Consider the following 12,911-nt stretch of genomic DNA (forward strand, 5'->3'; position numbering starts at 1 on the left):
AAACCCCCAGCGCCCATGATACTGTGCCTTAAGGCACGGGAAAGTCGGTCGCCGCCAGGTCTTCCAGTCTCCCCTACAATCGCGGGGTGGAGCAGCCCGGTAGCTCGTCAGGCTCATAACCTGAAGGCCGCAGGTTCAAATCCTGCCCCCGCAACCAGATATCTCCGTCTGATAAGACAAACAAAAAGCCACCCCAAAAGGGTGGCTTTTTGCGTTCCAGAACACACCGCAGCATGCATAGGGAAGGCAAGCAGGACGGTAAGCACGGTAAAAGCTAAAAAATCAGATCGTATATCCAAGAAAAGCTGCACAGGGCCGTGGACGCGCTGGGGCACCTACTGCCCTGCATGTCATCACATCAGGCAGCTATGATGAACATGATGCAGCCTGTTTTTTCTGATCAGGCCTGGTCCGTCTGGGAGCCTTTGATCGAGGAAGTCCGTCTTAAGGGTAAGGGCAAGACCTCACCGAAGAACCTTCGACGGACGATATCCGCGATTTTCTGGCGCCATCAGAACGGTGCTAAATGGCGCGCTCTGCCATCTGAGTTTGGTCCGTAGTGGATTGCTGTACAGTTGTTTATTCGCTGGTCGAAGCTCGGAATATGGCAGCGCCTCTTTGAAAAGATCAAAAACAGAGATCAGGCCCTTGGCATGGTCCTTCTCGGTGGTATGACGATCCGTGCCCATCACAAAGCGGCCGGGGCTGCCAAAAAGGCGAATGCAGAGGATACCTCAGGGATCGTAAGGCGCCTGGCCGCTCACGTGGAGGCTTTGGCACCAAGGTCTGCGTAGCCGCGGATGGACATGGCAGGGCACTGTCTTTCACGCTGTCGCCCGGACAGGCACATGAACTGCCTCCGCTTATGCCCTGCTCGACGACCTGACGCACCTACCGACCTATCTCGTCTGTGATTGTGGGTATGCCTCGCACAAATTCCGTGAAGATCTCTGGGACTGGGAGGCACGTCCTGTCATTCCGCCAAGGAAGAATGATCCGGAAATCGCCTGTCCCAAATAGGCTTACAGACTACCGGCATCTGGTCGAAAATCTGCGGCAGAGCTCAAGGAGTGGCGGGCTGTCGCGACCCGATATGAGAAGACTGCGGCATCCTTTCTCTCTGTCATCCTCATCGCGGCTACAGCAGACTATATCAAGGCCTAACAGGCCCTCGACCTTGATATAATCTGCCGTAGCAGCGTGCATCCCGCAGGTTGTATTTGCAGCGCAGGCAGCGGAGCTGGTGCGACGCCTGATTGGTTTCCTGACAGAAATACCGTTTAAAACAGTACGTTAAACGACGTATGTCATTGTTTTTTAAATGATTAGAACATCATGATACAGGAAAGACAAATACCCTTTCCCTATTCGTCACGAAAGTCGCCATTTTAAGGCAATACAGCTTTCAATAGTCTAGAGGAGATACTCATGGGTAGCACTGGCAGTGTAAGTGCATGGGAAGAAGCCCTTCTTGTTGCATTGATTCAGTACCCTGTTCCGGTTGTAAAGGGTCCTGAAGATATTCAGACACAGGTTGACCAGATATGTCGTGCGGTTGCTTCTACAAAGGCGGGTTACCCTGATCTCGATCTTATCGTTTTTCCGGAATATTCGACTCAGGGACTCAATACAGCCATCTGGACCTATGATGAAATGCTCCTTACGCTGGAAAGTCCGGAAATAGGTCGTTTTCGCCAGGCATGTCGGGAAAATGATGTCTGGGGCGTATTTTCCTTGATGGAAAAGAACGAAGATCCGTCCCTGCCGCCGTATAATACAGCAATAATCATCAATTCTGATGGCGAAATAGCACTGCATTACCGCAAGTTGCAGCCATGGGTGCCTATCGAGCCGTGGTCACCCGGCAATCTTGGTATGCCAGTATGCGACGGTCCCAAGGGCTCGAAGCTGGCCGTATGTATCTGCCACGATGGTATGTTCCCGGAACTGGCGCGTGAAGCGGCTTATAAGGGTGCAAACGTCTATATCCGTATTTCAGGATATTCCACCCAGGTAAATGACCAGTGGATATGGACAAACAGGACCAATGCCTGGCAGAATCTCATGTATACCATATCGGTTAATCTGGCCGGGTATGACAATGTATTCTACTATTTCGGTGAAGGTACCGTCTGCAACTATGATGGAAACGTCATTCAGCAGGGCCAGCGCAATCCATGGGAAATCGTGACGGCGGAACTCTTTCCGCGACTGTCTGACAAGGCACGTGAAAACTGGGCTCTTGAAAATAATATATTCAACCTTGGGTGCCGTGCCTACGTTGGCAAACCGGGAGGCGAACGTGCCAATTACCTGACATGGGTGACTGATCTGGCAGCAGGTCAGTACAAACTGCCCTGGGATGAAAAAGTCCGTATCCGGGATGGATGGAAATACTATCCCGAAGGTGTGAAACTTGGGCCGATGCCTAAAAAATGACCTTGTTCATGCCGGCTGTTCAACAGCCGGCATTTTTTATTTCTGCAATACCTGCAACACCCGGGCGGTAGCAGAGGCGCGGTTTTCCACGCCTATTTTGACATAGCTCTGTTCCAGATGCTTGTTGACCGTGCGTGGACTGATGGAAAGTATATCTGCAATATCACGATAGGTTTTTCCTTGTGCCAGCCAGATTATGACTTCAGCTTCTCTGGCAGTCAGTTTTAATGTTTTCTGAATGATTTCCCTGTTCCGATTTGAATCCGTAACGGCCAGGCGAACCAGAAATTCTCCCGGTTTCTGCTGTCCCATAAAGGACAGGGTGATGCTGTTTTCTCCTTCCTTGCGCGAGGAATAAAAAAATTGCGAGTCTACCTGATCAGGCTGGCTGATGCAGTTCAGAAGCCATTTCTGCATGTCGCCAGGCAGGGCGGGAGCGCCCTCATGCAACGTGTATTCCAGCATTGCCGGCACATGGGGTGTAAACCACAGGCTGTGACCGGCAGGATCGGTGGCCAGGAAATGCCGCCCGGAAAAGTTTAGAGCCCGAAAGGCATGATGGGCCTTGCGCGCATTCTTCAGATGCGTCCGGACCCGGGCCAGCAGTTCCGCGGGCTGTACCGGTTTAATGATATAATCCACACTCCCGGCATTGAATGCCTGCACAATGTGCTGCTGCTCCGACAGTCCTGTCATGAAGATAACGGGAATATGGGCATACTGTGCCTGATTTTTTATTTGCTGGCAGGCCTGAAAGCCATCTGTTCCCGGCATGACTGCATCAAGCAGGATAAGATCTACCTCTATCTGCGGCAGGATGGAAAAAGCCTGTTCGGCAGAAGTGCTGACGAGAGGCGTGTATTGCCCACTTTCAAGAATATCGGATATGAGCGCCAGGTTATCCGGCGCATCGTCGATAACCAGTATGATCCCTGTCATGCCTCTGTCTCGTATGTATTCAGAAAGGATAGTAATTTCTGAATATCAAAATGACCCGCCATTTTCCGAAGGATTTCAATATCGGATGAAGGTGCGGTTTCCATCTGATCAAGGAATTTTAATATTCCGCTTATGTAACCAATCTGAGCCAGTCGCCGGAGTTCTTCAATGTCTTTTTTCTGAATTTTTCGAGATGACATCGGGCGAATGGAAGATGGCACCGCTGATTTCCTGCTTTTCAGGAGTAACTCGATCTTGCCAACGAATTCCGGTATCGAAACAGGCTTGTACAGCATGCCATCGCACAGCCGGTCATGAAAAGAAGAAACCCGGGATATCCTGTTGGCTGACACCATAAGAATGACAGCATGGGGATTAATGTCATGGCGGATCTTGTGCGCAAGTTCCCATCCGTTCATACCGGGCATCATGATATCCAGAAGAAACAGGTCGATGGGGACATGCCGCGCGGTATCAAGGCATTCTGCGCCGTTTGTTGCCGTATAGATTACGAAACCCAATGGCTCGAGAATGTCGGTAACCAGTCCTCGATGAATGGGGTCATCATCGACCACGAATATACGGGGCTTCTGGCTGCCGTGATGCGCGGGCATGGAAACGGCCGGCGTTATTTTTTCATCAGTAAGGGCTTCTGAAAGCATAAGTCGGACCCGGCAGGTTGTGCCGACCCCCACTTTGCTGGTGAATTTCAGATCGCCGCCAAGTATTTGCACCAGTAATTGTGTTATGGTCAGGCCCAGCCCCGTACCGGCTATGCTGCTGGCAGTTGCCATGCTGCCACGCTGGAAGGGTTCAAGAATACGTTCCCGGTCTTCTTCCGGGATGCCTATGCCCGTATCGCGGATTTCAAAGGTGGCGATTTCAAGATTCCAACGTATGTTGAAGGAAACAGAACCATGCTTTGTGAATTTTATGGCATTGGAAAGAAGATTGATCAGAATCTGCCTTAATCGCCGCTGGTCACTGTAAACATATCGGGGCAGGTTTTCAGGTATGTCGCATATGAAGGAGAGACCTTTCTGCGTGGCCTGGAATTCCATCATGCCGGTCAGATGGCGCAGGAATTCAGGCAGGTTGATCTTCTCACGCAGAATATCCAGACGGCCCGCTTCGATTTTCGATATATCAAACAGTCCTTCCACCAGGCCGCTCAGATGCTCCGCGCTGCGCTGGATGACCTTGAGCCCTTCCTGCTGGCGCCCGGGTGCCAGCATGCGGTGCTCCAGAAGGTAAGCATAGCCGAGAATGGAATTGAGGGGGGTCCGTATCTCATGGCTGACGCCAACCATGAAGCGGCTTTTGGACAGATTGGCGCTTTCCGCCCGATCCTTGGCTTTTTTCAGCATCGCATCCGTACGGCGATGGGCCCTGATCTCGTTTCTCAGCAATCGGGTCTGGTAGCGGTTTTCATGTTCAGAGGCCAGGTAGCTGCGATGTCGCAGGGCAAGAAACCAGGCAAGCACTGTCTGGGGAAGCTGAAGGAACAGGAAAACTTTCCAGAATATGATTTTGACCTGAGCCGCCTCAGCAGGGGAGTGCTGCCAGATAGCCCAGTAAAGACTGCCCAGGACAAGGGCCGACACTGCCATGAGGATCATGATGATACATATATAAAGCGCCATGACGGGAGAGATGTGGGACATGACCGACTGCGGCAGGATGCGATGGGCAATATGGGCAAACTGTTGCGGCATGCGGGTCGCCGACGGTTTGCAGTGATCGTGGCAGCGGGAATCCAGGGTGCAGCACAGGGAACAGATAAACCCGGCATAGACGGAGCACCGTGCCATGTCTTCTGCTTCAAACGTGTTCTGGCAGATCACGCATGTACGCAGTATCGGCTGCCCCGGCACGAGCTTCATGGGGTTGCGGGCCAGGTAGTAGCGGCCTGTGGTCATATATCCGATCACGGGAACCAGAATGAATGCCCCCGCTAGCCCGAGCAGGGGAGAGAAGGCCGCGGCTGTCGCGCCGAGTGCCCCGCTCCACGCCAGGGCGGCAAGGATCAACCCCCCGGTCATGCCGCCCACCCCTACAGGATTGATGTCATATAGATAGGCACGCCGGAATTCGATGCCTGGCGGGCTGATGCGCAGCGGCTTGTTAATGACCAGGTCCGCTGTCAGGGCACCAATCCATGAGGCGGCGATGTTTGAATGGATAAGAAGAATATTTATAAACGTTGCATAAACATCCATTTCCATAAGAAGAAGTGCAAGGCCGACATTGAACACGAGCCAGACAATCCGGCCTGGATGGCTATGGGTCATGCGGGAGAAGAAATTGGACCATGCAATGGAGCCGGCATAGGCATTGGTAATATTGATCCTGATTTGCGAGAGCGTGATGAACATTGCGGCAAGCCCCATGGCAAGGGGCGGGTTTGAGGTCACCTCCCGAAATGCCAGCAGGTACATGGTCGTCGGTTCCTGGGCGTCTGCTGGCGAAAGGCCATGCCCCAGCACAAGCCATGCCAGAAACATGCCGGCAAGGATCTTGAGCCCGCCGGGAAAGATCCAGCCTGCGCCACAGACCAGAATGGCGGTCCACCATCCGATATGCTGTCGATATGTGTGTGGGGTCGGTAGAAACCGCAGGAAATCCGCCTGTTCGCCAATTTGTGTAATGACGGAAAAGATCAGTGACATGGCCCCACCGATTGCAAGTATCGGCTCCAACGCGGTGGCGGGGGCAAAGGGGGTGTGTACCCATTCACTGAAGCGGCCTGGACTGTGCCACATCATGGCGACAAACGGCGCGAGCTGCAGGACCAGCCAGATGGCGGTCGTCCATTTCTGGAAACGGCTGATCAGCGTGAAACCGTTCATGACGATCGGTATCACGACAAGCGCGGACAGGGCATATCCCATGGATAACGGGATATGGAAGCATGTATTCAGCATGCCTGCCAGAATCATGCCTTCGATAGCAAAGAATATGAATGTAAAGGATGCATAGACGAGCGAGGTCAATGCAGAGCCAATATAGCCAAACCCCGCCCCTCGGGCCAGCAGATCTATATCTATATTATACTTTGATGAATAATAACTGATGGGCAGGCTCAGGAAAAAAATCAGGAATATGGATAGCGCCAGGGCGATCACAGCATTTGTGAAGCCATAATGCAGGAATGCAAAACCACCGATCATTTCAAGGGCCAGAAAGGACACGCCGCCAAACGCCGTATTGGCAACGCTCAGTATGGACCAGCGGCGTGCGCTACGGGGTGTAAAGCGCAGCGCATAATCTTCCAGTGTTTCGTTGGCAACCCACCGGTTGTAATCGCGTCGGGAACCAATAATGCGCTGCTGTGGCGGCATGGATGCTCTTTCCTTGATGGCAGCCGGGACTCAGGAAAGTGACTTGCGAAAGGTTATTATACCGGAACATTTCCAGGCCCGGAACCCGCCAGATACGCAGGTGCCGTACGTCAATCGACGTATGGTTGGGCAGCATCATTTCCTGAAACTGGCAGGCGTCACTTCATACAGTTTCCCCACGGGTGAATGTAAGGAAAGAAGCGCCATGTCAGACAAAAGAACTCCCCCATCCCGTTATGTCGCAAGCAGGCGCCAGCTGCTGGGTGGCATGTCCATGCTCTCGTTGGGGATGATTTTTCCCGGTCTGGCTTCGGCGGATACACCCGCTACGGCGTCGGTCAACACATCCGGGCTGGCCGTTACGGACGATAGTGTAACGGTAGGAATTCTTCATTCAATTACCGGCACAATGGCATTGAGTGAAACGGGGTCGGTCGAGGCTGAAAAGCTGGCGATCGACCAGATCAACGAAACGGGCGGGGTCCTGGGCCGCAAGATCAAGTATATTCAGGAAGATGGTGCCAGCGACTGGCCCACTTTTGCCGAAAAGGCACGGAAACTGCTGGAAAACGATAAATGTGCATCGGTTTTTGGATGCTGGACATCGGCTTCGCGCAAGGCGGTTCTGCCGGTTTTTGAGCAGTATAACGGTCTGTTATATTACCCCACCTTCTATGAAGGGCTCGAGCAGTCCCGAAATGTTATTTATACCGGGCAGGAAGCCACGCAGCAGATCCTAGCGGGCCTGGACTGGATCAGCAGGGAAAAGGGCGCCAAGACCTACTATCTTCTGGGGTCGGATTACATCTGGCCGCGGACGGCGAACAAGATTGCCCGCAAGCATATTGAAAAGCACCTCAAGGATTCAAGTGTTGTTGGTGAAGAGTATTTCCCGCTGGGCGATACGCAGTTCAATTCCGTTATCAACAAGATCAAGCTGAAAAAACCGGATGTTATTTACGCCATCATTGTTGGCGGATCGAATGTTGCATTCTATAAGCAAATGAAAGCTGCTGGCCTGGACCTGAGCAAGCATAATCTCATGACAATCTCCGTTACGGAAGATGAAATCCTGGGTATAGGCGGCGAAAATATTGCGGGTGCCTATGCCTGCATGAAATATTTCCAGAGTCTCGATAATCCCGCCAACAAGAAATTCGTGGCTGCATTCAAGAAAATGTGGGGCGAAAAAAGCGTGATCGGGGATGTCACGCAATCCGCCTATCTTGGCCCGTGGTTGTGGAAACTGGCCGTGGAAAAGGCAAGCAGCTTTGATGTGAGCAAGGTGATCGACGCCTCTCCGGGCGTAGAGTTTGGCGATGCACCCGAAGGCTATGTCCGCATTGCGGATAATCACCATCTGTGGAGCAAGACCCTGATCGGCCGCGCCCGGACAGACGGGCAGTTTGATGTGGTCTATACAACGCCTGATCTTATGAAGCCCGATCCATTCCCCAGTGGCTACCAGTGACCTGCCACAGGGTTGGCGACTGATTTTTTCCAATATCGGGAGTGGCAGATCATGCTCTGGGGATATTCGTTCAGTGATCTGACATCGATCTTTGTCATGCAAAGTTTCGCGGGTCTGATCTTGTTTTCCGTCTTTTTGTTAATGGCGCTTGGGCTGGCCATTGTTTTTGGCCAGATGGGCGTCATTAACATGGCGCATGGCGAGTTCATGATTCTCGGCGCTTATACGACGTATGTCTGCTCACAGGTATTCAGTCGCTGGATACCCACATTGTTCGGTGCATATTTTTTTATTGCTGTCATCCTGGCATTTATTGTTGCAGGTGCCGTTGGAATGCTACTGGAATGGGGGTTGATACGCTTTCTCTATCGTCGCCCGCTAGATACCCTGCTGGCAACGTGGGGTGTCAGCCTGATGCTGCAGCAGCTTTTCCGTTCCGTCTTTGGCGCACGTGAGGTGGGGGTGCAGCTACCGGACTGGATGATGGGGTCGTTCAACCTGAACGAAACCACCCAGATTCCGGTCAATGGCGTCATTGTGGTTGGCCTGACATTCTTTATCACACTCGGCATCTATGCCCTGCTGCTGAAGTCGCGGTGGGGGTGCCAGGTGCGCGCGGTCATGCAGAACCGGAGCATGGCGGGGGCTGTCGGAATTAATACCGAGTGGATTGATCGCCTTACTTTCGGGCTGGGTTGCGGTGTTGCCGGCGTTGCCGGGGCTGCCTTTACCATGATCGGTTCAACCAGCCCCACGGCCGGACAGCAATATATTGTCGATACCTTTCTGGTCGTGGCATTTGGCGGGACACAAAGTCTTGGCGGCACTATTGCATCGGCTTTCAGTATTTCCCAGGCGCGTTCCATCCTGGAGTTCTTTCTCAGCGGTTCCATGGCGCAGGTTATCGTCCTGTTGACGGTAATCGGCATCCTGATGCTGCGGCCACAAGGGCTATTTTCCATGAAAGTGCGCCGCTAGGCGGAAGGGAGGAAACAGTGTCGCTTTCCATTCAGAAACGTAAAGATATCATTTTCTTTTCCATCCTGGCGTGCTTCCTGCTGGTGGTCCTGCCTGGCGGCCTGGAGCCGTTCCGCCTTAATCTTGTTGGCAAATATCTGACATATGCCTTTGTTACGATCGGTCTGGTCGTATGCTGGGGAGATGCTGGCATTCTCAGCCTGGGGCAGGGGATTTTTTTCGGTCTTGGCGGATACTGCATGGCCATGTTCCTGAAACTGCAGGCATCGACCGTAGAAGCCACAAAAAACCAGTCGACGCCCGGCATCCCGGATTTCATGGACTGGAACCAGATCACGGCCCTGCCATGGTTCTGGAAGCCTTTTCACAGTCTGCCCTTTTCCCTGATTGCTGTTATGGCCGTGCCTGCCGCGCTGGCCGCGCTGATCGGGTTTGCCATGTTCCGGCGGCAGGTGGGAGGAACCTATTTTGCCATCATAACACAGGCGATTGCCTCGGTTCTGACCATTCTGATTATTGGCCAGCAGGGTTATACCGGTGGGGTCAACGGGATTACGGACCTGCGCACGCTTGATGGATGGGATATCAGGACGGATCACGCCAAGCTCGTGCTTTATTATATTGGTGTGGTGCTTCTTCTTGCCTGCATGCTGTTTGTATGGTTCGTGCGCAGCAGCAAGCTTGGCCGCATCCTGCATGCCATGCGCGACCAGGAAAACCGGGTAAGGTTTTCCGGCTATAATGTTGTGAACTTCAAGATATTTGCCTTTACGCTTTCCGCGGCGATGGCCGGTATCGGTGGGGCATTGTTTACGCTTGAGGTCGGGTTCATGTCTCCCACCTTTGTTGGCATTGTCCCGTCAATCGACATGGTCATTTACTGTGCCGTCGGTGGCCGCAATTCCCTGCTTGGGGCTGTCTATGGCACCCTTCTGGTCAACTGGGCCCGTACCAGCTTTTCGGAAAGCATGCCAGAAATCTGGACATTTGCCATGGGGGCCCTGTTTATCGGGGTTGTCCTGTTTCTGCCCGGGGGGCTGAGCAGCCTGTACCAGAATTATCTGGATCGATACATGACCCGATTGGTGGCGGCGCTGACGGCCCGTTTCAAGCCTGCGCGGGTGTAAGCAGGCATAAGGAGGCGCAAAATGCCGTTAGATGATGGAAGTCTACTGGAAGTCAAAGACCTGAGCGTTTCTTTTGACGGGTTTCAGGTCATAAACGACCTATCATTCAATGTGGGTAAAGAAGAAATCCGGGTCATCATCGGCCCCAATGGGGCCGGAAAGACAACGGTTCTGGACCTGATCTGTGGGCGGACCAAGGCGACCGGCGGTTCCATTCGTTTTGCTGGAAAAGAACTGACCAGACTCAAGGAATATGACATCGTGCGTGCAGGTGTGGGGCGAAAGTTCCAGACGCCATCCGTGTATGAAGATCTGAACGTATTCGAAAACCTGGAAATTTCCTATCCACATGGCCGCGGTGTTTTTGAAAGCCTGCTGTTTCGTCGCAGTGCCGCCGTGATCGAGCGCATCCATGAAGTAGCGGAAATGATCTTTCTGCAAGACCAGTTGGATCGCAAGGCGTCAGAACTCAGTCACGGACAGAAACAGTGGCTTGAGATAGGCATGCTGCTTATTCAGGACCCGGCCCTGCTCATGCTTGACGAACCTGTTGCAGGCATGACGGTAAGCGAACGGCGACGTACGGCAGATCTTCTGCAATCCATAACAAAGTCCCGTTCCGTACTGGTTATCGAGCACGATATGGGCTTTGTCGAACAGATTGCCCACAAGGTAACAGTCCTGAATCGGGGGCAGATCCTGTCCGAGGGGTCGATGGAGAGCGTGAAAAACGATCCGAAGGTTGTGGAGGTGTATCTTGGCCACTGAGAGCATAGACAAGATCAGTGCTGTGACCGCATTGCCGGACATTACGCTTGATATCAAGGACCTGAATGTTGCTTATGGGGCCAGTGAAGTGCTCCATGGCGTTGATCTTCAGGTCGGGCGGGGCGAAATCGTAACGCTCATGGGGCGTAACGGCATGGGCAAGACGACACTCATGAAGGCGCTGATTGGCAATATTGCCGCCCGCAGCGGAAATATCATTCTGGATGGAAAAGATATCACGCACCTGCCGTCATGGCAGCGTGTCAAGGCTGGTCTGGCTTATGTGCCACAGGGGCGCATGATATTTTCCGCCATGACAGTAACTGAAAATATTGAAAGTGGATTATTTGTCAGGGGAAGCAGGACCATTCCCCAGAAATTATATGATCTCTTTCCCGTGCTGAAGGAACTGGGGGAGCGCCGGGGCGGTAATCTGTCTGGTGGGCAGCAGCAGCAGCTTGCCATTGCGCGGGCCCTGGCAACCGGGCCGCATGTACTGCTTCTTGATGAACCGACGGAAGGCATACAACCCTCCCTGATTCTGGAACTGGCGCGAACATTAAGAAAGATCAGGGATGAGACGGATCTGAGTATTATCGTGTCTGAACAGGTGCTGAGCTTTGCACTGGATGTGGCCGACAGGATCGTGGTCATCGAAGGGGGCAACATAATCCATCAGTGCAGCCGGGCCGAGGCTGATGGGGAACAGCTGATGCGTTTTCTTTCCGTCTGACAGGCCCGTTTTCTTTCTGTCGCTTTGGTTGGGTGCCATCGCGGTGTACCGGACCTGCGCAGGGTGCGCTCAGATCGCGCCATGACCAGCATAATACTGGCCCGGGGCACTGCCGTGCAGCGTTAACGGTTGGCGCATGATCGGGAGGGGGAGGGGTCTGGCGCCGCCTTTGTCAGGTACAGGCGGCGCCAAGGCGTCCTTTTATGCCATGGCGGCTACGGGAGCCTTTTCATCCATGAAGTCAGCCAGTTCGGCCAGCGTGGCAAAATGATAATCAGGAATGGTGGCTTCTTCCACGGCGATGGTCGCGCCATAGCCTTCCAGTCCCTGCCGGCGTTCGATCCAGCATACGCAATAGCCCATTTCCCGCGCAATGCCGATATCATGAAACTGGCTCTGGGCCACATGCAGGATCTTGTCCTTTACAATACCGTCACGGCTGAGGCGCCCGCGCGTAAAGGCAAAGAATTCCGGGTCCGGCTTTTCACACAGGGCGTCGTCTACCGTAACGGTATCAAAGAAAGGATAGTCCAGCGACTTTTCCAGCCCTGAAAATGCCCAGCGCTGGCAATTTGTCATGGCCACAAGCTTGAAATGCTTCGAAAGCCGCTTCAGGGCCGCCACCGTATCGGGGAAAGGCTTCCAGTTGCGGGCATCCTGCGCAAAGGCCTCGGCAATGGCATCATCGCGCGGCAGGTCGAACTGTTCGGCCAGGATGTGATAGACGGGCACCATGTCATCGGGGAACAGGAGCGTGCCCGCGCGGTCATGCGCCGCGCCATAGGCGGCGAGAAAGGCCTCGCGGTCCATGGCCTGCCCCGCCGGGCCGCAATGGGCGCGGATGAAGTCCACCATGCCGCTTTCAAAATCAATCAGGGTTCCAACCACATCAAATGTCAGTACTTCAGGCCATGATTTCATGTCAGCACTCCTTGCCGCGATTGCTGTAATTCAGCGGCATTTCATTATCTGAAGGTCAGTCCTTCATGAATCATGCCTATCATTACGAACCAGAAATATCATGCTGAAGTCCATGTGGTTTTCAGCGCTTTGCGCCGTTCTGCATCGACCGGGCAGGGCAAAAGCAAAGGCATGGCGCCTGCCTGCTCCGGGTC

At 53.4% G+C, this 12,911-nt stretch carries 9 protein-coding genes, 1 tRNA gene and 1 pseudogene; 8 read left to right on the plus strand and 3 right to left on the minus strand.

The window, feature by feature from the left end; all coding sequences use genetic code 11:
* Window positions 1–80: 80 nt before the first annotated feature.
* From OQZ28_RS02205 to OQZ28_RS02215, 3 genes and pseudogenes are all read left to right on the plus strand, one after another.
* Window positions 81–157 (plus strand) — tRNA-Met (locus OQZ28_RS02205).
* 223 nt (window positions 158–380) lie between these two features.
* Window positions 381–1,164: pseudogene (locus OQZ28_RS02210) on the plus strand (IS5 family transposase).
* A gap of 264 nt (window positions 1,165–1,428) precedes the next feature.
* Window positions 1,429–2,439 carry a formamidase gene (locus OQZ28_RS02215; RefSeq protein ID WP_130732950.1) on the plus strand — a complete coding sequence of 337 codons (1,011 nt, stop codon included), beginning with the start codon at window positions 1,429–1,431 and terminating at the stop codon, window positions 2,437–2,439.
* Between the two features lie 36 nt (window positions 2,440–2,475).
* Here OQZ28_RS02215 and OQZ28_RS02220 read toward each other — a convergent pair whose 3' ends face one another.
* Together OQZ28_RS02220 and OQZ28_RS02225 are read right to left on the minus strand one after the other, a co-directional pair.
* A complete protein-coding gene (locus OQZ28_RS02220; RefSeq protein ID WP_458135028.1) occupies window positions 2,476–3,378 on the minus strand; it encodes a response regulator in 903 nt (300 codons plus the stop codon).
* Complete coding sequence (locus tag OQZ28_RS02225) at window positions 3,375–6,719, minus strand: hybrid sensor histidine kinase/response regulator (RefSeq protein WP_458135029.1); 3,345 nt, start codon at window positions 6,717–6,719, stop codon at window positions 3,375–3,377. The genes OQZ28_RS02220 and OQZ28_RS02225 overlap by 4 nt, the downstream gene beginning before the upstream one ends.
* A 205-nt stretch (window positions 6,720–6,924) precedes the next feature.
* Here OQZ28_RS02225 and urtA point away from each other — a divergent pair, with 205 nt between their 5' ends.
* Genes urtA through urtE form a run of 5 tightly spaced genes read left to right on the plus strand, consistent with a single transcriptional unit; the run spans window position 6,925 to window position 11,796 of the window.
* A complete protein-coding gene (gene urtA / locus OQZ28_RS02230) occupies window positions 6,925–8,190 on the plus strand; it encodes an urea ABC transporter substrate-binding protein (RefSeq protein ID WP_458135229.1) in 1,266 nt (421 codons plus the stop codon).
* A 51-nt stretch (window positions 8,191–8,241) separates the two neighbouring features.
* Window positions 8,242–9,168 carry an urea ABC transporter permease subunit UrtB gene (gene urtB, locus OQZ28_RS02235; protein WP_130732772.1) on the plus strand — a complete coding sequence of 309 codons (927 nt, stop codon included), beginning with the start codon at window positions 8,242–8,244 and terminating at the stop codon, window positions 9,166–9,168.
* 17 nt (window positions 9,169–9,185) lie between these two features.
* Entirely contained in the window at window positions 9,186–10,295 is a 1,110-nt protein-coding gene (gene urtC, locus OQZ28_RS02240; protein WP_130732771.1) for an urea ABC transporter permease subunit UrtC, read from the plus strand.
* A 21-nt stretch (window positions 10,296–10,316) separates the two neighbouring features.
* Window positions 10,317–11,063, plus strand: a complete 747-nt coding sequence (gene urtD / locus OQZ28_RS02245; RefSeq protein WP_458135030.1) for an urea ABC transporter ATP-binding protein UrtD — start codon at window positions 10,317–10,319, stop codon at window positions 11,061–11,063.
* Window positions 11,064–11,085: 22 nt separating this feature from the next.
* Window positions 11,086–11,796, plus strand: a complete 711-nt coding sequence (gene urtE / locus OQZ28_RS02250) for an urea ABC transporter ATP-binding subunit UrtE (protein WP_458135230.1) — start codon at window positions 11,086–11,088, stop codon at window positions 11,794–11,796.
* A gap of 201 nt (window positions 11,797–11,997) precedes the next feature.
* Here the strand turns inward: urtE and OQZ28_RS02255 are convergent, their stop codons facing one another.
* The gene (locus OQZ28_RS02255; protein WP_130732768.1) at window positions 11,998–12,717 is read right to left on the minus strand and encodes an HAD-IA family hydrolase; all 720 of its coding nucleotides are present in this window, start codon (window positions 12,715–12,717) and stop codon (window positions 11,998–12,000) included.
* Window positions 12,718–12,911: the final 194 nt, after the last annotated feature.

The organism is Komagataeibacter sp. NFXK3, assembly GCF_054182245.1.